The sequence below is a fragment of the Microbacterium sp. NPDC058342 genome, from assembly GCF_042723935.1.
Lineage (GTDB): Bacteria > Actinomycetota > Actinomycetes > Actinomycetales > Microbacteriaceae > Microbacterium.
Genome location: NZ_JBHXID010000001.1, coordinates 247,792 through 269,858, shown reverse-complemented (window position 1 = coordinate 269,858; position 22,067 = coordinate 247,792). Strand labels below are relative to the sequence as shown.

The following is a 22,067-nucleotide window of genomic DNA, read 5'->3' as shown; positions in this document are numbered from 1 at the left end:
TGTGATTGCGCGGGGTGAGTGCGCGGGGTGATTGCCGGGTGTGTGCAACGGTGTCACGCCGCCGGTCGGCGAGGTAGCCGAACCTGCTTTGCGAAGCTCAAACTCAAACCATTGCCTTCACGCGAAGTCCAACGATGCGCTGTCGGGTTGCGCGCCGGCATTGCCGAGCCAGCCCTCCTCCGCACGCGGCACGGAGTCCATCAGCGCGCGGGTGTACGGATGCCGAGGACTGCCGAGAACGGCATCCACCTCACCCGATTCGACCACCTGACCCCGGCGCATGACGTACACGCGGTCCACGACCTGGCGCACGATCGACAGATCGTGCGTGATGAACAGGTAGCCGATCCCCTGCTCCTCACGGATGGAGGAGAACAGATTGAGCACCTGCGCCTGCACCGACACGTCGAGTGCGGCGACGGGCTCGTCGCAGATGAGGAACTGCGGGCGCACGGCCAGCGCCCGCGCGATCGCGACCCGCTGGTGCTGACCGCCGGACAGCGCGACCGGCTTGCGTTGTGCGTAACCGGCATCCAGGCCCACCGACTCGAGCAGCTCGCCCACGCGGGCGCCGACGTTGCGCAGGGAGGGATCGTGGATCCGCACCGCCTCGGCCAGGCTGGAGCCGATCGCACGCGTCGGGTTCAGCGACGAGTACGCGTCCTGGAAGATCATCTGGACCGTGCCGCGCAAACGGGTGCGGTCGCGCCTGCTGAGCCTCGACCAGTCCGACGCGTCCACGCCCGCGATCTCGACGGTCCCTGCGCTCAGGCTGTCGAGCCCGGCTATCGCGCGCCCGAGGGTCGTCTTCCCCGACCCGGATTCGCCGACCAGCCCGACCCCTTCACCTTCTGCGAGCGAGATCGACACCGAGTCCAGGGCCACGACCGTGCCCTTGCCGCTGGAGAACTCCTTCCTCGCCTCGGTCACCCGCACCAGGGTGGGTGCCGAGGAGGCGACGGGGACGTCCACGGCTTCCGCCGCAGCGGACTCGCGCACATCCTTCAGTTCGTCGGCGATCTCCTCGATGCGCACGCATCGACTCGTGCGTCCGGCCCCGACCTCCCGCAGGGCCGGTCGACCGGACCGGCACGCGTCGGTGACCCATGCGCACCGGGTCGCGAACGGACAGCTGTCGGCGACATCCGCCGCCGCCGGGACGGAACCCGGGATGGCCACCAGCTCCGCGACCCGCCGATCGGCCGGAGGCTCGGACAGGAGCAGCCCCTGCGTGTACGGGTGCAGCGGTTCGAGCTCGAGGTCGGCGGCCCTCGCCGTCTCGACCATGACGCCCGCGTACATCACATGCACTCGCTCGCACATCGAGAACGCGATCCGCAGATCGTGGGTGATGAGGATGAGCCCCATCCCCCGGGTGACCTGAAGCTGCTTGATCAGCGCGAGGATCTCGCGCTGCGTCGTCACATCGAGAGCCGTGGTCGGTTCGTCCGCGATCAGCAGATCGGGTTCCCTGGCGAGCGCCGCCGCGATCGCGACGCGCTGGCGCATGCCGCCGGACAGCTGGAACGGAAACCTGTCCGCGACCGACTCGTCGGTGATGCCCACCTCGGCGAGCCGACGCAGCACCTCCCGACGACGTTCGCCGCGGCTCATGCGCCGCCGGTCCTCATCCCGCAGCGACTCCTCGATGATCCGGCCGCACCGCGACACCGGATTCAGCATCGTGAACGGGTTCTGCATGATGAGCCCGATGCGACGGCCGCGCACGCCCTGCCAGGAGCGCTCGGAGAGGCCGAGAAGGTCGACGTCGTCGAAATCGGCGGTCCCCGCGGCGCGCAGCCCGCGAGGCAGAAGCCCGACCAGCGCCTTCACCGTCATGGACTTGCCGCTGCCGGATTCGCCGACGATCGCCACGCTCTCCCCGGGTCGGACCGTGAGAGCGGCCTCGTCGACGATCATCCCCGAGTCGGCCCGCTCACCCGCCCAGACGCGCAGATCCTCGACGAACAGTCCCTCGCGCTCGGTCATCGTCCTGCTCCTCGTTGTGAAAGACGTTCGTAAGTCCAGTCGCCGACGACGCTGACAGCGGTCGCTGTCGCGACGATCATCACGGCCGGCGCCAGCACGGCCACGGGGTTCACGAACAGCAGGTTGCGGCTCTCGCTGACCATGAGACCCCAGTCGGGCGTTCCCGCCGCGACGCCGAGTCCGAGAAAGGAGAGTCCCGCGAGGGCCACCAGAGACCCGGCGAACGACAGCCCGAGGTTCGCGATCGAGATCGGCGCGATGTTGGGCCAGATGTGGCCGAGCATGATCTTGAAGTCCGAGACCCCGATCGATCGCGCCGCCTCGACGTACGGCCTCGGCGTCTGCTCGAGAGTGGCCCCCCTCACGATGCGCGCGTCGGAGGGCACCGAGAGGATGACGAGAAGCAGCACGGACATCCAGTAGCCGCCCCCGAAGGTGCCGGCGAAGACGATGATGACGAGGATGCTCGGCAGCGAGAACATCAGGTCGACCCAGCGCATGATGAGCGAGTCGATGCGGCCGCCGCGGTAGCCGGCGATCAGCCCCAGCACGTTCCCGAGGATCGCCGCACCGAGCGCGACCACGAGCGGACCGACCACAGCGCTCGCCGTGCCGGCGATCACGCGCGAGAAGACGTCGCGACCGAGGACGTCGGTGCCGAGGAGGTGGGCGGCGGACGGCCCGGTGGGCCCGAGTGCCAGATCCTGCCTGTGGGGATCGATCGGTGCGATGAGCTCTCCGAAGCACGCCAGGACCACGATCACGGCGACGATGACCATGCTGATCACCGCGATCGCGCTCGGTCGGCTGCGCGGGCTGGACTTCCTCTTCACCAGCACGGCTGTCAGGGAGGACATCATGCGAGCACCGACCTCTGCACTCGGGGGTCGACCGCGATGTACGCGAGGTCGGCGATGAGGTTGAACAGCATGACCACGACGGCGACGAAGATCGTCACGCCCTGGATCATCGGCAGGTCCTGCGAGTTCGCGGCATTCACGATCAGGTCTCCGATGCCGGAGATCGAGAAGGTGACCTCGACGAAGACGGCGCCCACGAGGAGATGCGCGAACAGCATCGCGCTGATGCCCAGGATCGGGATCAGCGCATTGCGGATCACATACCCGAACATCACGCTCGCACGGCTCAGGCCGCGAGCGCGGGCGAAGGCGACATAGTCCTGATCGAGCACGGCGATCACGGCGGCCCTGGTGTTCTTGACGATGAAGGCGCTTCCGACGATGGCCAGCGCCACAGCGGGCAGCGTCAGGTGCCACAGCCGGTCGAGGAAGCCTTCACCCGCACCGAAGGCGGGGAACCAGCCGAGCGCGACGGAGAAGATGTAGAGCACGAACACACCGCTGACGAACGCCGGCGTGCTCAGCCCGACCACGGTCAGCGACACGAGACCGCGGTCGAGGCCCGACCTCTGGTGATACGCCGTCAGCACGCCGACCGCGAGGCCGATCACCACCATGAGGATGAATGCGTAGACGGCGAGGAACACGGTGACCGGAAGCCGGGCGGCGATCTCGTCGATGACCGGCAGCGTCGAGTTGATCGAGGTGCCGAAGTCGAGCTGCAGCGCACCCTGGAGCCAGTACCAGAACTGCACGAGGAAGGGCTGGTCGAGGTGATACTTGGCCTCGAGGAGCGCCACGGTCTCGGGCGTTCTCGGCCGATCGCCGAGGAGGGTGTCGATCGCGGAGCCGGGCGCCAGGTACACCAGCGAGAACACGAGGAAGGAGACGAGCAGGACCAGGACGACGAGGGCGAGCAGCCTCCGCGCGATGAAGGAGAGGACGGGGAGGGCCTTCATCGGCCCACCTCGACACCGGGCCAGCGGACGGGGATGCTCAGGGCGCGCACGGGCGCGTCGTCGCCTTCGCGCATGCTCACCCACGCGAGCTCCGAGCTCGTGGTCAACGACGCGACCTCGCCTTCCCGGGTGATCGCGACCATGTTCATCACCGCGGTCTGCGGGAACTCCAGTGCGATCGGGAGAAGGTCCGAGATCGCCTGGTCGCCCGCTTCGCGCAGGGGCACGCCCGCCGCCAGACGCGAGATCAGGTCGCGCACGAGTCCGCCGCGGATCGAGATCTCACCGAGACCCGTGCATCCGGCCGCGCCGTAACGGTTGTCGGCATAGATGCCCGCTCCGACGACCGGGGAGTCGCCCACCCGGCCAGGGTGCTTCCAGGCCCAGCCACTGGTGCTGACGCCGGCGGCGAGGTCTCCGTTCTTGTCGCGCGCGACGACGTTGACGGTGCCCTTGACGTGCTCGGGGTCGGCCGCGAGTGCGGTGAGCTGCGCGAGCGGGCCGCGGAAGAGCTCGAGCTTGCCGGGCAGCCGGCCGTCGATGCCGTCCTTCCAGATGCGCCGCGTCTCGTCGGTCAGAAGATCTTCGCTGTGCATGCCGATCTCGTCGGCGAACCGGGCGGCCCCCGCACCGACGAGCAGATTGTGCGGCAGCCGCTCCATCACCGCCTTCGCCACCGAGATGGGATGCCGGTAGCCCTCCAGCGCCCCGACCGCGCCCACGCGGCGGTTCGCGCCGTCCATGATCGCGGCGTCGAGCTGCACGTCACCGAGGAGGTTCGGGTAACCGGCGTAGCCCACGGAGTGGTCGGCCTCATTGTCCTCCACCAGGCGGATGGCGGCCTCGACGGCGTCGACCGCCCGGCCTCCGCGGCTCAGGATCTCCCACGCGGCGGGCAGACCGATCTCGGCATTATGACTTCCAGCGACAACCGCTTCGTATTGCACTTCAACTCCCGGGTAGCCGGCGAGGGCCCTGTCGCCGACATCGCCGATCTGCCGATACTCGCACAGGGCTTCCTATCGATGGTAGCTTTGTTTTCCTTGCAAAAACCCAAGGAGGGGTTTTGACTCTGCGACAACTGCTGTACTTCCTCGGAGCGGCCGAGCTCGGCTCCTTCACGGCCGTGGCGGCGCGGATGCTCGTGACCCAGCCGGCCGTCGCCGAGCAGATCCGTCAGCTGGAACGGTTCCTCGAGATCGATCTGTTCGTGCGCCTGGGACGGGGCATCCGCCTCACGCCGGCGGGCGAGGAGTTCCTCGTGCACGCACGACGGGTCATCGCCGCGGCCGAGGAGGCGGAGAGCAGCATGGCCGGCATGCGCAAGCTCCTCGGCGGCACCGTCACGTTCGGATCGTTCGGCGCCCCGGCGCATTACGGATTCGCCGAACTCGTCCGCGAGTTCGCCGTGGCGCATCCCGCCGTCCGGTTGCGCATCAAGGGACGCAACTCCTCCGAGGTCGCCGACGCGGTGCGCGCGGGCGACGTCGAGGCGGCGCTGGTGGTGCTGCCCATCAACGACGAGGGCATCGACATCGAGCCGATCGCCCGCGATGAGGTCCTGTACGCGAGCGCCGACACCGAACTCACACGAGCGCCGGTCTCCGTCCCGGCGTTCGCGGCGGCGCCGCTCGTGCTGTACGAAGCGCAGTACGGCGACCTCGATCCGACGCGACGCCAGTTCGCCGAGCGCTCGCAGGAGGAGGGCATCCGGCTGGAGCCGCACTTCGAGGTCGAGCACCTCGAGACCGCGCTGCGGCTGGCCTCCGGCGGAATGGCCAACACCTACGTGCCGCGAGCCGTCACCCGGTCCCCGGGGTTCCCCGACAACCTGCACACGTGTTCGTTCGACCCGCCGATCTACGACACCTTCGCCATCATCAAGCGCCGTGCGGTCAGACTCTCGCCCGCGACCCACGAGCTCGTCCGTCTCGTGGTGCGGCACATGCGCAGGGCCGCCACGCCCATCCGACGCGCCGCACCGGAGGCCGTCAGTCCGGCAGCACCGGAAGAGTGATCGCGGAGCCGGAGGACGGCCCGTGGTGCACGGTGTTGCGCGCCACGACCGCCTCCGTCTCGTCGAAGTTCGCGCCGCCGGTGTTGAGGTTCCGCTCGTAGGCCGGGAAGCTGCTCGATGAGATCTCGAGGCGGATGCGATGACCGCGGAGGAACCTGTTGCCGGTGACCATATCGGGGATCACGATCCGGTACACCTTTCCCTCCTCGGCGGTTCGCGGCTCGTCGAACCCGTCGCGGTAGCGCAGGCGCAGTCCGTCATGAGCGAGGTTGATCGCCGTGCCGTCCGGATGCACGTCGACGAGACGCACGATGAAGTCGGTGTCCTTCGCCGACGTGGACACGTGCAGCACCACCTCGATCGGGCCGACGACGGTGACGTCGCGCTCCAGCGGGGCGGTGCTGTAGACCAGCACGTCCCGACGGATCGAGATCGGCCGCTGGTCCTTCGCGGCATGGAAGCCGAGTTCGTCGCCCAGGGTGGGCGTCGGGTTCAGGGGGTCGTAGACGAAGCTGTCGGCGGCGTCCTCGTCCGGAGCCTGCAGGGACAGGCCACCCGCCTCGTTGCGCTGCCAGGCATCGGCATCCGCCGTGAGGTGGAAGGTGACGGGCACGGCACGCGGATGCGGCCAGGAGTCGGCGCTGATCCATCCCTGGTTCATCACGAACAGCTGCACGCGCGGCATGTCGGTGATCCCGTTCTCCTGCCCGCGCAGCCACTTGTCGAACCACGCGAGGTACAGCTTGGGATAACCGTGATCGACGCCGCGGTATCGCACGTCGCCGAGGTGGAGATCACCGAACACGAACGAACCCATGTCGGGCGCCGGGGTCGCCTCCATCTCCGTGGTCGTCATCCCCGCGAACATCGCCTTGGCCCGAGCCTTGGTGATGCGGTAGGGCAGCTCCTGCCAGATGGAGCAGTGCGGTCCCCCACCCATGATCAGGTACTGATCCGGCGCGCCCGTCTGCTGCAGGTGGGAGAACAGCCGCGTCGTCTCACCTGCCGCGAGGTCGTGCCAGCTGTTGATGTGCAGCGCGGGCACCCGGGGTCGATCCTCGGCGCCGACGAACTCGACGTCGTCCCATTCCGGATCCGCCGGGGTGAGGGTCATGTACCGGTCGAAGGGCGTGAACGGGCCGCCTGCGGCGCGCAGCACATCCTTGCTCGGAAGGTGCCGCAGCACCTCGGGGGAGTCCGGACGCCAGCCCTTGCGCATCGACAGCGAGAACAGGCTGCGCATGCGCTGCCGCTGCTCCTGCGTGGTGTCCGCGGGAAGAAGTGGTCGCTCCGTCGGCACGAAGCGGCCGTACCAGTGCGCCCAGTTCGACAGCATCGGGATGCCGCCGCGGTAGAAGGCGCCGCGGGTGTGGTTTCCGGGCACGTCTCCCACCGCCGTGCCGGACGCTCCCGCGACCATCGCGACGTGTCCCGGGTTGTTGCCCGCCGCCATCGGCCACTGATGCTCGGCCGAGCTCGAGCATCCGATCGTGCCGACCCTGCCGTTCGACCACGGCTGCTGCACGATCCAGTCCACGGTGTCGGAGCCGTCCGTGCTCGCGCCCTCGAGATAGTCGTCGAAGACGCCCTCGGAGAACAGCAGTCCCCGCTCGTTCTGCACGACGACCGCATAGCCCTGCTGCACGAAGTACTCGACCCATTTGGTGCGCACCGCGCCCTCGCCGATGTCCTTGTCGTACGGGGTCTTGATGAGCACCGCGGCCAGCGGCCCCGTCGCCCCCGACGGCAGATACACGTCGGTCGACAGCCGGATGCCGTCCCGCATGGGGACGAAGATCTCCTTCTCCACGTCGAAGTCTGAGTGCAGCGGCTCGGGCAGCCCGCTCAGCCAGTACGTCTCGTCCAGTCCCACGTCTTGTTCCTCTCTTGCCGGCGTCGCCCGCTCGGGGAGACTACATCACCCGCGCGCGGCGAAGACCGTCCGGTGCCAGGGCCGTCTCGCCTCGCCGGTCGTGTCGATCGCGACGTGCTTGACGGAGGTGTACTCCTCGAGCGAGTACACCGACATGTCCTTGCCGAACCCGGACTGCTTCACCCCGCCATGCGGCATGTCGCTGACGATCGTGATGTGGTCGTTGATCCACACGCAGCCGGAGCGGATCGAGCGGGCTGCGCGCATCGCGCGCGCGACGTCGCCCGTCCACACCGAGGCCGCCAGGCCGTAGATCGTGTCGTTGGCGAGCGCGATCGCCTCGTGCTCGTCGTCGAACGGCGTCACCGTGAGCACGGGGCCGAAGATCTCCTCCCGGAAGACCTCGTCCTGCGGCGAGACGTCCGCGATCAGCGCCGGGCGCAGATACCAGCCGTCACCGGCCGGCAGCTCGCCGCCGAACACGCGGTGCCCGGGGCGGGCCCGCTCGACGAAGCCGTGCACACGATCGCGATGGCTCCGCGAGATCAGCGGACCCTGATCGGTGTCCGGGTCGTCCGGTGCCCCGAGCCGCACGTCGGCGTAGAGCTCCGCGACGCCGGAGATGAACGCCTCGTACAGCGACCGGTGCACGATCGCCCGGGTGGCGGCCGTGCAGTCCTGGCCGCTGTTGATGAGACTGCCCGCGACGGCGCCGTGCACGGCGGCTTCCAGATCGGCATCGTCGAAGACGACGAGCGGAGCCTTTCCGCCCAGCTCCAGATGCACGCGCGTGGCACGATCCACCGCCGCCCGCTGCACGAGCCGGCCCACGGCCGTCGATCCGGTGAACGAGAGCATGTCCGTGTGCGCGCTGCCGAGAAGTGCCGCCCCCGTGACCGCACCCGGCCCGCTCACGACGTTCACCACGCCAGGAGGCAGCCCGGCGTCGGTGAGCAGCTCGGCGAAGAGCACCGTCGTCATCGGCGTGAGCTCCGACGGCTTGATCACCACGGCATTGCCTGCCGCGATCGCGGGAAGGATCTTCCACGCCGCCATCTGCAGCGGGTAGTTCCACGGAGAGATCGATCCGACGACGCCGAGCGGCTCGCGTCGTACCAGCGAGGTCGTGCCCGGGGCGTACTCGGCCGCGGCACGACCGTCGAGCTGTCGCGCCGCACCGGCGAAGAACTCGACGTTGTCGATCGTGCCGGCCACATCGAACTCCGTGGCCAGGCGGATCGGCTTGCCGGCGTTGCGGCTCTCCACCGCGGCGAACTCGTCCGCGCGGTCGGACAGCATCCTGGCCGCTCTGTTCAGGACGCCGCTGCGCTCAGCCGGCGTGGCGGCACCCCAGCCCAGTGAGGCCTCCCGGGCGGCGATCATCGCGCGCTCCACATCGCCCGCCTCCGCGATCCGGTAGTCGATGAGCCTGCGACCGGAGGAGGGATCGACGACGGTGAACTCGTCCCGCCCGGTTCCCTCGCCGCGCCGACCGCCGATGAACTGCATTCCCTGTGCGGCGGTCATGCCGTCTCCGACGACCAGATGTCGGCGACCGTGAAGCCGGTGGGGAAGAGATCCGCGTCGTCGAGCGTCCACTGCGCGCGTCCCGTGATCCAGGCGCGGCCCGTCACCGTCGGGAGGACGGCGGGGTTTCCCGCGATCCGCGTCTCGCCCGTGAGACGCCCGACGAACTCGCTTCCGATGATGCTGCGGTGGCGGAACTCCTCCCCGATCTCCAGCTGGCCCCTCGCGTGCAGGGCGGCCATCCTGGCGCTGGTTCCCGTGCCGCAGGGCGAGCGATCGAGGGCGCCGGTCCAGGTCGCGGGATCGTCGCGGCGCAGCGGTCCGTTCGTCACGATGACGGTGTTGCGGTCGTCGTGACCCGGACGACGGTCACCGGAATGCAGCATGACGAGATCCACGCTGTCGATCTCCGGATTGTCGGGGTGACTCACCGAGACCTGCTCGCGGGCTGCGAGCTTGATCATCGCGCCGAGGCGAGCGAGCTCCCGCCCGTTCTCGGGCTTGAGCTCGATGCCGCACTCCGACGCCGCCACCTGGGCGAAGAACTGCCCCCCGAAGACGATGTCCGCGGCGATGAGCCCGATTCCCGGCACCTGCAGCGGCACGTCCAGGTTGACCACATACGCCGGCACGTTGACGACGCTGACGGTGACGACCTTGCCGTTGGAGACCTCGGCGACCGCGCGCACGGTTCCCACGGCCGTGTCGATGACCACTTCGGTGACCGGCTCGCGCAGCGGCACCACGCCGGCCTCCAGCACCGCGGTGACGGCGCACATCGTGTTGCTGCCGGACATCGGGGTGAAGCCGCCCTGCTCGAGGACGACGATGCCGAAGTCGGCGCCGGGGTTCACGGCGCTGAGGACGAACACGCCGCACAGCGCGGGGTAGCCTCGCGGCTCGTGCAGCAGCAGCCTGCGCAGGTCGTCGAGGTGCGTCCTGCAGTAGGCGAGGCGCTCCGCCATCGTGGAGCCCTGCACGAGGGCATCCGCGTTGAGCACCACCCGCCCGGGCTCGCCCTCGGCATGGACCTCGATCGTGTCGATGGCCAGGGTCGTCATGCGCTCACGCCGCGACGCGCACCGACGGCGTCGAGAAGCTCCGCGAGTCTCTGCCTCTGCTCCTGCGTGAGTGCGAGCACGGGAGCGCGCGCGGGGCCGGCCGGCTGCCCGATGAGCTCGAGACCCGCCTTGACGCCGGCGACGTAGTTCACCGATTCGAGGAAGGCGCTCAGCGCCCACAGCGGCGGCCACAGCGTGCGGGCCTCGTCGAGGTCCTTGCGCACGGCGAGGGCTTCCCAGAGCGCGACGGCCTGCTCCGGCGCGATACCGGCGAGGCCCCACACGGAGGCCTGCGCGCCGGACGCGATCCCGAAGAAGGTCAGCGTGTCCCAGCCGTTGAACGCGGTGATCCGGTCGGCGTGCCCGGCGAGCAGCGCGGCCAGCTCGACGGCGTCTCCGGAGGTGTCCTTGAGGTAGTCGACGCCGGGGATGTCACCGAGCTCGGCGATCTGCGAGGCGTCCAGCCGGATGCCAGTCGCACCGGGGACGTTGTAGTAGACGATCGGGATCGAGATGCTCTCGGCGACGTCGCGCACGAAGCGGCTGAGCGCCGGGAAGTCCAGCGGATCGTAGAACGGCGGGACGAGCATGATCGCGTCGGCTCCGACGGCCTCCGCATGCTGGGCGAGTTCGATCGCCTTCGGCGTCGACAGGGCTCCCACTCCCGAGACGACGGGCACGCGCCCGGCGGCGGCCCGCACGTACGCCTCCGTCACGCTCTTGTGCTCGTCGATGCTGAGCGAGGTGAACTCGCCCGTGGTGCCCGTCGGCACGAGGCCGTGAATGCCGGCCTGCACGAGGCGGTCCACCTGCGTGGCGATTTGCTCCTCGTCGACGGCGGCGCCGTCCGGGGTGAACGGGGTGCAGACGGCGGCAAGGATTCCTCGCAGCGTGACGTCGCGGCGTTCGGTCATGATGTCCTCTCGGTTCGAGGGTCGGTCAGTGTGTCGGCTGGGGAGCGAGCGCGCCGGCGCGGATGCCGCGGAAGCGGCTCGCCGCGAACGGCGCCAGGCGCGGTGAGCTCGTGCCCTGCAGGATGAGCTGCGTCATCGCCATCGCGGCGCCGGGGGCGAGGGTGACGCCGAGCATCCCGTGTCCTGTGGAGACGTAGGCGTTGGACAGATCGCCGAGCGCACCCATGATCGGTATCCCGTCGGGGGTCATCGGTCGCATCCCCGCCTGCGGACGGATGGCGCCGCTCGGGGGCTCCCAGTCGCGGAAGTACCTGGCCGGTGCACGCAGGATCGCCTCGACGCGCACCCCGTTGATGTCCTCATCGAGTCCGCCGAACTCCATGGTTCCCGCGACCCGCAGGTTGCGTCCGAGGGGGGTGACCGCAACCTTCGCATCGGACAGGTTGGTGGCGCTGCGCAGCGAGAGCGGCGCCACGTCGACGCTGTATCCCTTGCCCGGTCGTACGGGAAGCGGCACGCCGAACTGTCGGGAGAGGGGACCCGTCCAGGCGCCGGCGGCGAGCAGATAGGCGTCACCGCGGTGGGTGCCTGCGGCGGTGCTGACGCTCGTGATGCGCGTCCCGGCGCGCTGCACATCGGCGACACCGGCGTTCTCGACCAGCGTCACGCCCATCTCCGTCAGCCTGCGGTGCAGTGCGTCGACAAGCGCTCGCGGATCGACGTGCCGCTCCTTCGGGAAGAACAGCCCTCCCTGCACCGCGTCGGACAGGTGCGGCTCGTGCTCGCGGACCGCGTCGCCCTCCAGCACCGTCGGCTCCAGGCCGAACCGCTCGACGAGATCGAGGTGCGTGAGGTGATGGTCCAGGCCGGAGCGCTCGAGAAACGCCATCAGCAGCCCCTGGGAGTGCATCTCGAAGTCCATGCCGTCGGCGCGGTAGTCGTCGAAGGACTCGATCGTGCCCTCGGCGAGCTCGAGGTGGGCGGCGAATCCGGCCCGCTGAGCGCGGGCGTTCGACGCACGCCACAGGCCGAACATGAAGGAGAGGAACCGGGGATGCAGTGAAGGACGGATGTACAGCGGGCTGTCGGGGCGCAGCATCCACTTCATGCTCGTCAGGACCACGCCGGGACCGGGAACCGGTGCAGCCTCCGCGGGCACGATCCAGCCCGCGTTGACCTCCGAGGCTCCGCGGCCGGTGCGACGGGCGTCGAGCACGGTCACCTGTGCCCCTTCGCGAGCCAGGTGATACGCGGTGGTCAGCCCGATGACTCCGCCCCCGATGACAACGATGTGCATGCGTTCCTCTTGGTCGTGGGGCACCGTCGGCGATGTCCCACTGAGAATCTGTCATGCACGGATTCAATAAGGTAGCTTGGGTTTCCTTTGCGATACCCAATCTGATCTTTGATAACTGACGAGGCGAAGACATGATGGCATAGTCCACGCCGTTTGGCATCGCCTTTCCGCCCGGCTCGCTCGACTGGGAGAGTGAACGGGTGAACAGAACTGTCGAAGCACTCCCCCCTGATCGCACGTCTTCGAGGCGGCGCCTCCTGTGCGGGTCGGTGGTGCTGGCGTTGACCGCCTCGCTCGTCGGCTGCGGCATCAGCGTTCCGAGCGACCCGAACGGCACCCTGGAGACCGTGACAGACGGCGAACTGAGGGTGGGGATGAGCGCTGAGCCCGGCCTGGTGAACGTCTCGGGTGCTGAGCCGTCCGGCGTCCTCGTGGATCTGGCCGAGACGTACGCCGAAACCCTGAACGCGGTCCCGCGGTGGACGGTGGGCAGCGAGGAGACGCTCGTGGGCCTGCTGGAGGACGGTGACCTCGATCTCGTCATCGGCGGCTTCACAGACCAGACCCCGTGGACCGAGCACGCCGGCGTCACCCGCGGGTACCGCAACATCGAAGGGGCTCGAGGACGCTCCTTGGTGATGCTGGTGCCGCTCGGAGAGAACGCGTTCCTCTCCGACGTGGAGTCGTTCCTCGACGAGGAGGTCGGTTCATGAGTTCGAGTCACCAGTTCGGGCGGGCGGACCTCCCCCCGGAACAGACTGACGCGCTGAAGAAGGCCGTGCGGTGGGAATGGTTCACCATCGCCTACACGACCGTCACGATCACCGTGGTGGCATTCGTCATCGGCAACTCGCAGGCGATGCGGACCGCATGGATCGAGGACATGCTGTCCCTCATCCCCCAGTTCGCCTTCCTCATCGCCCTGATCTTCGTCCGCCGCAAGCCCACCGTGAACAAGCCGTACGGGATGCACCGCGCCATGGGTGTCGGACACCTCGTCGCCGGCGTCGCCCTCCTCGCCATCGGCCTCAACCTCGCCTTCGAAGCAGTCACCGGCCTCGTCAAAGCCGAACACCCCACCATCGGCACCGTACAGCTGTTCGGCCATACCGTCTGGCTGGGATGGCTCATGGTCGCCATCATGACGGTGATCGTGATCGGCCCGGTGTTCTTCTACGGGCCGGCGAAGGCAAAGCTCGCCCCGCTCCTGCACAGCAAGCTCCTGTACGCCGACGCGGATATGGCGAAAGCCGACTGGCAGACCAACGCCGCCTCGATCGTCGGCGTCCTCGGTGTGGGCGCCGGCATCTGGTGGCTCGACGGCGCCGCTGCACTGTTCATCTCCCTCGGCATCATCTGGGACGGCTTCAAGAACACGAAGAGCGCCGTGGTCGACCTCATGGACCAGCGCGCCCGCACCTACGACGACAAGCATCCCCATCCCCTCGCGAGTGACGTCACCACCTACCTCCGTTCACTCCCCTGGGTGACGGACGCGGCAGTGAGAATGCGGGACCAGGGGCAGGTGTTCCACATCGAAGCGTTCGTCATCCCGCGCAAGCGCAAAGTGTCGATCCACGACATCAACGAAGCTTCCGAAGGCATCGCGAACTTGGACTGGAAGGTCCAGGACATCGTCATCATCCCTTCAGAGACGCTGCCCACGGAAGCGGATGTCGCACGCGGTCACACGACCCATGCCTAGCCGCGGGGATGCTCCCGCGCCGCCAGCGCTGCGCGCACCAGACGCCCGGCGAGCTCCTCGTAGCCGACGCCGGCCGCGGCGAACATCCGCGGCACCTGCGACCGCTCGGTCATGCCCGGCATGGTGTTCACCTCGTTGAGCACCGGCCCGGCATCCGTGAGGAAGAAGTCGACCCGCGCGACGCCCGCGCACCCGAGCGCATCGAACATGCGCAGGGCGGCGGCGGTCACCAGAGCGCGGTCGTGCCGGGTGATGTCGGCCGGGGTCGTGAAGCGGGCGGAGCCGTCGTACTTCGCCGCCGTGTCGAACAGCGCAGGCCCGGCCGCGGATCCCGTGTGGATCTCCAGCGGCGGCGCCGCCCAGCGGATGCCCCCGGCCTCACGCAGCACGGCGACGTCGATCTCCCGTCCGCGGACGACCTCCTCGAGAAGGATCCGATCGTCGAAGCGAGCGGCCAGGCGCAGGGCGTCCTGCAGATGCTCCCCGTCGGTCACCAGGCTCACGCCGTAGCTCGAACCCGCCGCGACCGGCTTGACGACCACCGGCGCTTCGAACTCCACGTCGCCGATGTCGGCGCGACCGACGAGTCGTCCGCGTGCGGTGCGGATGCCCACCGCCTCGGCCACGAGCTTCGTCGCCCACTTGTCCATCCCGATCGCCCCGGCGCGCAGCGCCGAGCCGACCACGGGGACAGCGGCCAGGGCGCACAGTGCGGCGAGCGCACCGTCCTCGCCGAGCGGGCCGTGCACGGCGGGGAAGACGACCTCCGCCCGCTCGATCGCCTCGAGCGCGCCGCGCATCGACAGCGCCGCGGTCGCGCCCAGGGCGCGTCCGGCGCTGTGCCAGCATCCGTCCGGAGCGATCGTCAGCTCCTCCACCGCGAAACCGGTGCGCCGCAGTGCGGATGCCACGCCGGCGGCGCTCGCCAGCGACACCTCGTGCTCGGCGCTCTGGCCGCCCCCGACGACCAGCACCCGGCTCATGCCACGCCCCTTGCGACGCGACCGCCGATGCCGGTGACGATCGTGTGCGGGATCGTGCCCGCCCAGCCCGCCCAGTCCTGCACGGTGGGCGCCGCGTGGTCCGGCCCGAACACGGTAGCCACGCTGCCGCGGGGGTACGAGGTGGCGCCCGTGTCGACGACGATCTGATCCATGGACACGCGTCCGACGATGCGGTGCCGGCGACCGCCGATCGCGACGCAGGCCTCGCGGGACAGCTCCCGCGGGATGCCGTCGGCATAGCCCACCCCGACCACCGAGAGGCGCGTGGCGCGATCGGCGACATGCGTGCCGGCGTAGCCGACCGGCGTTCCGGCGGCGACCTCGGCGCTGTGCACGACCGGTGCGGTGAACCGTCCCGCTGCCGCCAGCTCGACCGTGCCCGAGGGGTCGATGCCGACCAGTCCCGCCCCGACGCGCGTCAGGTCGAATCGGGTGGCGGGGTCGGTCAGCGCCGCGGCCGTGGCGCCGAGGTGGGTCACCAGTGGCGCGAATCCGGCGCGCAGCGCGGTGTCGCGGGCGTGGCGCATCCGCAGGATCCACGGCAGGTTCGCGTGCGGGTCGGCGAGATCGGCGTCGGGCAGGTGGCCCATGATCCCGACGACCTCGATGCGTCCGGCATCCCTGCCCCGCCGGGCGACGCGCAGCAGCTCGGGCAGATCCTGTACGGGGCAGCCGCCACGCGACATCCCGGTGTCGAGATGAAGGTGCACGCGCACCGCGCCGGGACTGACGCGAATCAGCTCCGCCAGCTCGTCGACCGAGCCGACGGCCACGTCCACGCAGCAGGCCGCGGCCGCTTCGGCGTCGATTCCCGCCGGATGCAACCAGGCGAGGATCGGCACCTGAGCACCGACCTCGCGCAGCCGCACGCCCTCGGCCACGTCCGTGACGCCCAGCCACTCCGCCCCGGCGTCGAGGGCGGCGGATGCCACGGCGAGCGCGCCATGGCCGTACCCGTCGGCCTTCACGACCGCCATGACGGGGCCGCCCGTGCGCATCCGGCGCAGGTTCTCCGCCACGGCTTGCGGGATCAGCTCCAGCGTCGGGCCGGTGAAGCGCGTACCGGCGGGCGTCCCGGTCCCGGGGATCCGCCGGCGTCGGTCGATCGTCATCGTCACGGTCATCGCCGCCGTTCGGTGGGGTCCCGGTACACCCGGGGGCAACCGTCGCGCACGGCGTCCGGCCGCAGCTCGAAGTGCCAGGGCTCGTTGGCGTAGATCCGGCACAGGCCGAATCCGGCGCCGTGGTTCCCCAGCCAGTCGGCGGCCTGCCACGGGCCGATGTCCACGGCGTCGCCGGAGACATGCTCCGACGTGTCGGCGGGGGCGACCCAGCGCGCCGCCTCCTGTGCCGAGCCGTGCTCGTGCACGGCATCGCTCAGCAGCCGGTCCTGGTACTCCGGCGAACGCCATCCGCTGTTCACCCGAAGCTCCACGCCGTCCGCCGAAGCCTCGTCCGTCGCGCGGCGCAGCGCGTCGCGCAACGCCCCGTCGAGATTCGTCACCGCGGGCACGTCGTCGAACACGCTCACGCGCTGCCCGTGCGAGATCTGCCCGTCGGCGGCGGTGATCGTCCCGTCATGACCCGGCGACGAGGGGTCGACGGCACCCGATTCGAGCACGGGCGACGGCTGGCTCGAGACGGCCGATGCCGCCGAGAGCGACTGCTGCACGGCCAGGCCTGCCGCGAGCATCCCGACCACCAGAGTTGCGATCGTCGCGGCCCTGCGCCGGCGACGGGACGTGGAGAGCGTGGTGTTCATGCCATCCAGTCGACCGGTGCGCGCGTTGCCGGGGCGTATGGGATTCCCGATACGTTTCCGATATGCGCGGATGCGTAGGATTCTGCACATGCGCGTGCTGATCGTCGAGGACGAGCCCTACCTCGCGGAGGCCATCCGCGATGGGCTGCGGCTCGAGGCGATCGCGTCGGACATCGCCGCCGACGGCGACACCGCTCTCGAACTGCTGAGCATCAACTCGTACGATCTGGCCGTGCTCGACCGTGACATCCCGGGGCCGTCCGGCGACGAGGTGGCCGCCTGGATCGTGGCGTCGGGCAGCGGCATCCCGATCATGATGCTCACCGCCGCCGACCGGATCGACGACAAGGTCTCGGGGTTCGAGCTGGGCGCCGACGACTACCTCACCAAGCCCTTCGAACTGCGCGAGCTGGTGATGCGACTGCGCGCCCTCGATCGGCGCAGGGCGCACGCCCGGCCGCCGGTGCGCGAGCTCGCCGGCCTGCGGCTGGATCCGTTCCGGCGCGAGGTGTTCCGCGACGGGAAGTACGTCGCCCTCACCCGCAAGCAGTTCGCGGTGCTGGAGGTGCTCGTCGGGGCCGAGGGCGGCGTCGTCAGCGCGGAGGAGCTGCTCGAGCGGGCATGGGACGAGAACGCCGACCCGTTCACCAATGCGGTGCGGATCACCGTCTCCGCACTGCGCAAGCGTCTCGGTGAGCCCTGGGTGATCGCGACGGTTCCCGGGGTGGGCTACCGGATCGACGCGGGACCATGACCGGATCCGCGCCTCCTCGCCGGCGCCGGGGCGTCAGCGCCCGGATGAAGCTGACGTTCAGCTACGCGGGCGCGTTCGGCATGGCCGGTGCGCTGATCGTGGCCGGGGGCTGGGCGCTCGTGCTGCTGCGCAAGCTCATCCCGCCGATCGACGAGCTCCTGCACGCCGCGATCCCCTCGCAGCTGCGGCAGTTCCTGCTGGACTTCCTCGTGCCCGGATCGGTCGTGGTGCTCATCGTGCTGATCGGCATCGGCTTCGCGGTGGGCTGGTTCGTCGCCGGTCGGATGCTGGCGCCGCTCACCCGCATCAGCGAGGCCGCACGGCTGGCATCCCAGGGGTCCCTGTCGCACCGCGTCGCCCTGGAGGGGCGAAGCGACGAGTTCCGCGACCTGGCCGACGTGTTCGACACCATGCTGGAGCAGCTCGAGGCGCACGTCGCCGAACAGCAGCGCTTCGCGGCGAACGCGTCGCACGAGCTGCGCACCCCGCTGGCGATCATGCGCACGCAGCTGGAGGTCGCCCGGGCCGATCCCGACCGCGACGTCGATGCGCTCCTGGCACGCCTGGAGCAGGTGAACGGCCGGGCGATCGAGCTGACCGAGGCGCTGCTGCTGCTGGCACGCGCGGACGCCCAGGTGTTCGAGCGAGAGCGGGTCGACCTGTCGCTGCTGGCCGAGGAGGCGATCGAGACGCTGCTCCCGCTCGCCGAGCGACGGGGCATCACGATCGAGTCGAAGGGCGACCCCGGACACGTGATCGGCTCGCCCGCCCTGCTTCTTCAGCTCATCGTCAACCTGCTGCACAACGCGATCGTGCACAATGCCGCACCCTCAGCGAAAAGTGCGGGCGGGGCCATCGGACTGCGCGTCTCGACGACCGAGGGCGCGGTCGTGCTGGCCGTCGCGAACACCGGTCCGATGATCCCGGATGCCCTGCTCGCCACTCTCGCGGAACCGTTCCAGCGCGGGGCGGGTCGCAGCCGCCGCACCGACACCGCACCCCTGGACGGCGCCCTCGGCGACACCGGTGAGCAGCGGGGCCTGGGTCTCGGACTCGCGATCGTGCAGAGCATCGTGCGCGCACACGGAGCCACCCTTCGCCTGACGGCGCGCTCCGAGGGAGGCCTGCTCGTGGAGGTGTGGTTCCGCCGGGCGCGGTGACCGCGCATCCGTGGCTCATGTCCCACAAGGTGCGGGTCCGGCCCGTCCGCACCCGCCCGTTTCGCGACGCGCGCACCACCGTGTCCCACAAACCACGGGTCACGCCCGTCTGCACCCGCCGGTTCTGCGACACGCGACGGGGACACAAGCCACCCCATTCACCAGGGGCTGGGCGCGTAGTCCTTCAGGAAGACTCCGAACAGATCCACCCCGGCCTCACCCTGCACGATGGGGTCGTACACGCGGGCGGCGCCGTCGACCAGGTCGAGGGGTGCGTGGAAGCCCTCCTCCGCCAGGCGGACCTTGGTGTGGTGCGGACGCTCGTCGGTGATCCATCCGGTGTCGACGGCCGTCATCAGGATCCCGTCGGTGTCGAGCATCTCGCCGGCGCTGGTGCGGGTGAGCATGTTCAGCGCCGCCTTGGCCATGTTGGTGTGCGGATGCCCCGGACCCTTGTACCGGCGCGAGAACTGCCCTTCCATCGCCGAGACGTTCACGATGTACTTCCGGTGGGCGCTCGATGCCGCCATGGCGGGGCGCAGCCGGCTGATCAGCAGGAACGGCGCCGTGGTGTTGCACAGCTGCACCTCGAGCATCTCGAGCGGGTCGACCTGGTCGACCGACTGCACCCAGCTGTTCACATGATCGATGTCGGGCACCAGCCCGCCGGCGTCGATCGCCGTGCCGTCGGCGTGCTTCTCCAGCGACGACGACCCCGGCGCCATGGCGAGGCGTGCGAGATCCTCGGCGGTGAGCGCCTGGCCGCCCTGCTCGGCGACCGTGCCGCCGAGGGCGGCGACCGACAGCAGCGGGTGCGCGTCGACCGAGGCCTGCAGCGCCTGCGGGTGCGGGTCGGCGGTGTGCCCGAAGGTCTCCATCTCGGGCAGCGGGCCGTCGGGCAGCGGCTGCAGCTCGGCATCCGCCAGCAAGGAGTACGCACCCGGCGAGCGCCGCACGGTCTGCGCGGCGTTGTTGATGAGGATGTCGAGCGGCCCCTGCGCCGCGACGGAGTCGGCCAGACCGATCACCTGCGCCGGATCGCGCAGGTCGATGCCGACCACCCGCAGGCGGTGCAGCCACTCGGCGGAGTCCGGCAGCGACGAGAAGCGGCGCACGGCGTCGCGCGGGAAGCGCGTGGTCAGGGTGAGGTGCGCGCCGTCGCGCAGCAGGCGCAGGGCGATGTGCATGCCGATCTTGGCTCGCCCGCCGGTGAGCAGTGCGCGCCGACCGGTCAGGTCGGTGCGCGCGTTGCGCTTGCCGTGGCTGAACCGCGCACACTCGGGGCAGAGCTGGTGATAGAACGCGTCGACGATCGTGTACGGCTTCTTGCAGATGTAGCAGTTGCGGGGCTTGAGCAGCTCGCCGGCGATCGGGGCGTCCACGACGCTGGTGGTCAGCTCGATGCCGCGCGTCTCGTCGTCGATCCGGTCGGCCGCGCCCGTCGCCGTGCGGGCCACGACCGCCTTGTCGGCGTCGGCGATGGCATCGCGGATCTCCTTGCGCCGAGCGCGCTTGACGGCCTTGAACATGTTGGCGGTCGCACGGCGGACGGCGAGGTAGTCCGGATGCTGCTGATCGACGCGGTCGAGCTCGGCCAGCACGCGGAGGGTGGTGGCGAGATCGTCGGGGTCGATCCCGGAGGGCGCGTCGGTCATTGAACCGATTCTACGTGGCGAAGCTGGGCGGCCACGGGTCGCCGGTGCCCTTGTCCGACGCTCGGCGTAGGGTCGGGGCATGAGCACCGGAGAAGCTGCGACCACCCCCATCCACCAGGGCATCGTGCCCGGCTACCTGCTGGCGCGACTGGCCGAGTCCGACCGGTACTCGCATGCCGCGCGGGCGGCGAAGCAGACCCTGATCGCCGGCCGGCCGACGTTCCACTCGACCCTCGAGCTCTCGATCGATGCCGACGGCGCCCTCGTCGCCGAGGTCACGGCCGCCCCCACCCGCACGATCTTCGATGCCCAGAACACCGAGAGGCTTCCGGGCGTGATCGTGCGCGGCGAGGACGACGAGCCGGTCGCCGACGCCTCGGTCAATGAGGCCTTCGACGGTCTCGGCGCCACGTTCCGCATGCTGCTCGAGGCGTTCGAGCGGGACTCGCTCGACGGTGCAGGCGCGGCCCTGAACGCCACGGTGCACTACGGCGAGGACTACGACAACGCCTTCTGGGACGGCTCGCGCATGGTGTTCGGCGATGGAGACGGCGAGGTGTTCACGGGCTTCACCCGTTCGGTGTCGGTGATCGGGCACGAGCTGGGGCACGGGGTGATCCAGAGCACCGCCGGCCTGGTCTACCAGGGGCAGTCCGGAGCCCTGAACGAGTCGATCGCCGACGTGCTGGGGGTGCTCACCGAGCAGCACCTGCTGGGTCAGACCGCCGGCCAGGCCACGTGGCTGGTCGGCGAGGGGATCTTCACGGATGCGGTTCAAGGCAGGGCACTGCGTTCGATGCTCGAACCGGGCACCGCGTACGACGACGACGAGCTCGGCAAGGACCCGCAGCCCGGGCACATGCGCGACTACGTGACGACCGACGAGGACAACGGCGGCGTGCACATCAACTCGGGCATCCCGAACCGCGCGTTCGCGCTGGCCGCGACGACGCTCGGCGGGAGCGCCTGGGAGGGCGCGGGCCTGGCGTGGTACCGCGCCCTGACGGGTGGCCTGTCGTCCACCGCCGGATTCACCGCCTTCGCCGAGCAGACCGTCACCGCGGCGGCCTCGATCGGGACTAGCGTGGAATCGGCGGTCCGCGACGCGTGGGTCGCCGTCGGAGTGATCGAGGATGCGCGAGTACGAACCCCCAGGTGACGGGCCGGATGCCCGCGATGATGCGAACAGCGGGCGCATCATCGTCGCCGTGGTGCGCACCGGTGGCCTCGCCGGCCTGAGGCGGCGCTGGCGCGTGGAGCCCGCGCCCGAGCAGACGCCGCAGTGGGCGGCGCTGGTCGATCGGTGTCCGTGGGACGATCGCCTGGACCCCGAGGGCGCGGCGGGTGCGGACCGGTATGTGTGGAGCATCCATGCGGTCGTCCGCGATGAGCAGCGCGAGCAGGTGATCCCCGACACGCTCCTGCAGGGCGCATGGCGTGAGCTGGTGGATGCCGTGCGCGACGCCGATGCAGCCGGCGCGGCACAGGATCGCACCGCCCCGAGCTGATCGTCCGGGGTGACAATGGACC

The 22,067-nt window shown here is 69.9% G+C and carries 20 protein-coding genes; 7 read left to right on the top strand and 13 right to left on the bottom strand.

Annotation, left to right across the window (positions count from 1 at the left end):
• Positions 1-117: 117 nt before the first annotated feature.
• The 4 genes from ACFWHT_RS01240 to ACFWHT_RS01225 are packed head-to-tail and all read right to left on the bottom strand — an operon-like array spanning position 118 to position 4,755.
• Entirely contained in the window at positions 118-1,989 is a 1,872-nt protein-coding gene (locus ACFWHT_RS01240) for a dipeptide ABC transporter ATP-binding protein (protein WP_378824706.1), read from the bottom strand.
• Positions 1,986-2,849 (bottom strand): ABC transporter permease, encoded by an 864-nt coding sequence (locus ACFWHT_RS01235; protein WP_378824704.1) that lies wholly within the window; start codon positions 2,847-2,849, stop codon positions 1,986-1,988. Before ACFWHT_RS01235 ends, ACFWHT_RS01240 begins: the two co-directional genes overlap by 4 nt.
• Positions 2,846-3,808 (bottom strand): ABC transporter permease, encoded by a 963-nt coding sequence (locus ACFWHT_RS01230; RefSeq protein ID WP_378824703.1) that lies wholly within the window; start codon positions 3,806-3,808, stop codon positions 2,846-2,848. The genes ACFWHT_RS01235 and ACFWHT_RS01230 overlap by 4 nt, the downstream gene beginning before the upstream one ends.
• Positions 3,805-4,755 carry a N(4)-(beta-N-acetylglucosaminyl)-L-asparaginase gene (locus ACFWHT_RS01225; protein WP_378824701.1) on the bottom strand — a complete coding sequence of 317 codons (951 nt, stop codon included), beginning with the start codon at positions 4,753-4,755 and terminating at the stop codon, positions 3,805-3,807. Before ACFWHT_RS01225 ends, ACFWHT_RS01230 begins: the two co-directional genes overlap by 4 nt.
• A gap of 119 nt (positions 4,756-4,874) precedes the next feature.
• On the opposite strand from ACFWHT_RS01225, the gene ACFWHT_RS01220 reads away from it, so the two are divergent.
• Complete coding sequence (locus tag ACFWHT_RS01220; RefSeq protein WP_378824699.1) at positions 4,875-5,825, top strand: LysR family transcriptional regulator; 951 nt, start codon at positions 4,875-4,877, stop codon at positions 5,823-5,825.
• On the opposite strand, the gene ACFWHT_RS01215 is transcribed toward ACFWHT_RS01220, so the two are convergent.
• From ACFWHT_RS01215 to ACFWHT_RS01195, 5 genes are read right to left on the bottom strand one after another with little or no spacing between them, the layout of a single operon-like run.
• Complete coding sequence (locus tag ACFWHT_RS01215) at positions 5,800-7,698, bottom strand: CocE/NonD family hydrolase (protein WP_378824697.1); 1,899 nt, start codon at positions 7,696-7,698, stop codon at positions 5,800-5,802. The two genes, ACFWHT_RS01220 and ACFWHT_RS01215, sit on opposite strands and share 26 nt — an antisense overlap.
• Before the next feature lie 45 nt (positions 7,699-7,743).
• A complete protein-coding gene (locus tag ACFWHT_RS01210; protein WP_378824695.1) occupies positions 7,744-9,225 on the bottom strand; it encodes an aminobutyraldehyde dehydrogenase in 1,482 nt (493 codons plus the stop codon).
• A complete protein-coding gene (locus ACFWHT_RS01205; protein ID WP_378824693.1) occupies positions 9,222-10,286 on the bottom strand; it encodes a proline racemase family protein in 1,065 nt (354 codons plus the stop codon). The genes ACFWHT_RS01210 and ACFWHT_RS01205 overlap by 4 nt, the downstream gene beginning before the upstream one ends.
• Positions 10,283-11,200: a dihydrodipicolinate synthase family protein gene (locus tag ACFWHT_RS01200; protein WP_378824691.1), complete on the bottom strand. Its 918-nt coding sequence runs from the start codon at positions 11,198-11,200 to the stop codon at positions 10,283-10,285. The genes ACFWHT_RS01205 and ACFWHT_RS01200 overlap by 4 nt, the downstream gene beginning before the upstream one ends.
• 25 nt (positions 11,201-11,225) lie before the next feature.
• Positions 11,226-12,521 (bottom strand): NAD(P)/FAD-dependent oxidoreductase, encoded by a 1,296-nt coding sequence (locus ACFWHT_RS01195; protein ID WP_378824689.1) that lies wholly within the window; start codon positions 12,519-12,521, stop codon positions 11,226-11,228.
• 248 nt (positions 12,522-12,769) lie between these two features.
• Between ACFWHT_RS01195 and ACFWHT_RS01190 the strand changes: the two genes are divergently transcribed.
• Positions 12,770-13,210 (top strand): hypothetical protein, encoded by a 441-nt coding sequence (locus ACFWHT_RS01190; RefSeq protein ID WP_378824687.1) that lies wholly within the window; start codon positions 12,770-12,772, stop codon positions 13,208-13,210.
• The gene (locus ACFWHT_RS01185) at positions 13,207-14,202 is read left to right on the top strand and encodes a cation diffusion facilitator family transporter (RefSeq protein ID WP_378824685.1); all 996 of its coding nucleotides are present in this window, start codon (positions 13,207-13,209) and stop codon (positions 14,200-14,202) included. The genes ACFWHT_RS01190 and ACFWHT_RS01185 overlap by 4 nt, the downstream gene beginning before the upstream one ends.
• Here ACFWHT_RS01185 and ACFWHT_RS01180 read toward each other — a convergent pair.
• The 3 genes from ACFWHT_RS01180 to ACFWHT_RS01170 are packed head-to-tail and all read right to left on the bottom strand — an operon-like array spanning position 14,199 to position 16,968.
• Positions 14,199-15,185: a D-alanine--D-alanine ligase gene (locus ACFWHT_RS01180; protein ID WP_378824683.1), complete on the bottom strand. Its 987-nt coding sequence runs from the start codon at positions 15,183-15,185 to the stop codon at positions 14,199-14,201. The genes ACFWHT_RS01185 and ACFWHT_RS01180 overlap by 4 nt on opposite strands.
• A complete protein-coding gene (alr, locus tag ACFWHT_RS01175; RefSeq protein ID WP_378824681.1) occupies positions 15,182-16,318 on the bottom strand; it encodes an alanine racemase in 1,137 nt (378 codons plus the stop codon). Before alr ends, ACFWHT_RS01180 begins: the two co-directional genes overlap by 4 nt.
• An 8-nt stretch (positions 16,319-16,326) precedes the next feature.
• Positions 16,327-16,968 carry a M15 family metallopeptidase gene (locus tag ACFWHT_RS01170; RefSeq protein WP_378824679.1) on the bottom strand — a complete coding sequence of 214 codons (642 nt, stop codon included), beginning with the start codon at positions 16,966-16,968 and terminating at the stop codon, positions 16,327-16,329.
• 88 nt (positions 16,969-17,056) lie between these two features.
• On the opposite strand from ACFWHT_RS01170, the gene ACFWHT_RS01165 reads away from it, so the two are divergent.
• Together ACFWHT_RS01165 and ACFWHT_RS01160 are read left to right on the top strand one after the other, a co-directional pair.
• Positions 17,057-17,722, top strand: a complete 666-nt coding sequence (locus ACFWHT_RS01165; RefSeq protein WP_378824677.1) for a response regulator transcription factor — start codon at positions 17,057-17,059, stop codon at positions 17,720-17,722.
• The gene (locus ACFWHT_RS01160; protein ID WP_378824675.1) at positions 17,719-18,882 is read left to right on the top strand and encodes a sensor histidine kinase; all 1,164 of its coding nucleotides are present in this window, start codon (positions 17,719-17,721) and stop codon (positions 18,880-18,882) included. The genes ACFWHT_RS01165 and ACFWHT_RS01160 overlap by 4 nt, the downstream gene beginning before the upstream one ends.
• A 158-nt stretch (positions 18,883-19,040) precedes the next feature.
• Here ACFWHT_RS01160 and ACFWHT_RS01155 read toward each other — a convergent pair whose 3' ends face one another.
• Positions 19,041-20,537, bottom strand: a complete 1,497-nt coding sequence (locus ACFWHT_RS01155; protein ID WP_378824673.1) for an SDR family NAD(P)-dependent oxidoreductase — start codon at positions 20,535-20,537, stop codon at positions 19,041-19,043.
• 79 nt (positions 20,538-20,616) lie between these two features.
• On the opposite strand from ACFWHT_RS01155, the gene ACFWHT_RS01150 reads away from it, so the two are divergent.
• Complete coding sequence (locus ACFWHT_RS01150; RefSeq protein ID WP_378824670.1) at positions 20,617-21,696, top strand: M4 family metallopeptidase; 1,080 nt, start codon at positions 20,617-20,619, stop codon at positions 21,694-21,696.
• Entirely contained in the window at positions 21,671-22,045 is a 375-nt protein-coding gene (locus ACFWHT_RS01145) for a protealysin inhibitor emfourin (RefSeq protein WP_378824668.1), read from the top strand. Before ACFWHT_RS01150 ends, ACFWHT_RS01145 begins: the two co-directional genes overlap by 26 nt.
• The last annotated feature ends 22 nt before the right edge of the window (positions 22,046-22,067 follow it).

Bases quoted from the DNA above. Each gene is read 5' to 3' on its own strand.
- ACFWHT_RS01240 (WP_378824706.1), bottom strand. From the start codon at position 1,989: ATGACCGAGCGCGAGGGACTGTTCGTCGAGGATCTGCGCGTCTGGGCG.
- ACFWHT_RS01235 (WP_378824704.1), bottom strand. From the start codon at position 2,849: ATGATGTCCTCCCTGACAGCCGTGCTGGTGAAGAGGAAGTCCAGCCCG.
- ACFWHT_RS01230 (WP_378824703.1), bottom strand. From the start codon at position 3,808: ATGAAGGCCCTCCCCGTCCTCTCCTTCATCGCGCGGAGGCTGCTCGCC.
- ACFWHT_RS01210 (WP_378824695.1), bottom strand. From the start codon at position 9,225: ATGACCGCCGCACAGGGAATGCAGTTCATCGGCGGTCGGCGCGGCGAG.
- ACFWHT_RS01205 (WP_378824693.1), bottom strand. From the start codon at position 10,286: ATGACGACCCTGGCCATCGACACGATCGAGGTCCATGCCGAGGGCGAG.
- ACFWHT_RS01200 (WP_378824691.1), bottom strand. From the start codon at position 11,200: ATGACCGAACGCCGCGACGTCACGCTGCGAGGAATCCTTGCCGCCGTC.
- ACFWHT_RS01185 (WP_378824685.1), top strand. From the start codon at position 13,207: ATGAGTTCGAGTCACCAGTTCGGGCGGGCGGACCTCCCCCCGGAACAG.
- ACFWHT_RS01180 (WP_378824683.1), bottom strand. From the start codon at position 15,185: ATGAGCCGGGTGCTGGTCGTCGGGGGCGGCCAGAGCGCCGAGCACGAG.
- alr (WP_378824681.1), bottom strand. From the start codon at position 16,318: ATGACGATCGACCGACGCCGGCGGATCCCCGGGACCGGGACGCCCGCC.
- ACFWHT_RS01170 (WP_378824679.1), bottom strand. From the start codon at position 16,968: ATGAACACCACGCTCTCCACGTCCCGTCGCCGGCGCAGGGCCGCGACG.
- ACFWHT_RS01165 (WP_378824677.1), top strand. From the start codon at position 17,057: ATGCGCGTGCTGATCGTCGAGGACGAGCCCTACCTCGCGGAGGCCATC.
- ACFWHT_RS01160 (WP_378824675.1), top strand. From the start codon at position 17,719: ATGACCGGATCCGCGCCTCCTCGCCGGCGCCGGGGCGTCAGCGCCCGG.
- ACFWHT_RS01155 (WP_378824673.1), bottom strand. From the start codon at position 20,537: ATGACCGACGCGCCCTCCGGGATCGACCCCGACGATCTCGCCACCACC.
- ACFWHT_RS01150 (WP_378824670.1), top strand. From the start codon at position 20,617: ATGAGCACCGGAGAAGCTGCGACCACCCCCATCCACCAGGGCATCGTG.
- ACFWHT_RS01145 (WP_378824668.1), top strand. From the start codon at position 21,671: ATGCGCGAGTACGAACCCCCAGGTGACGGGCCGGATGCCCGCGATGAT.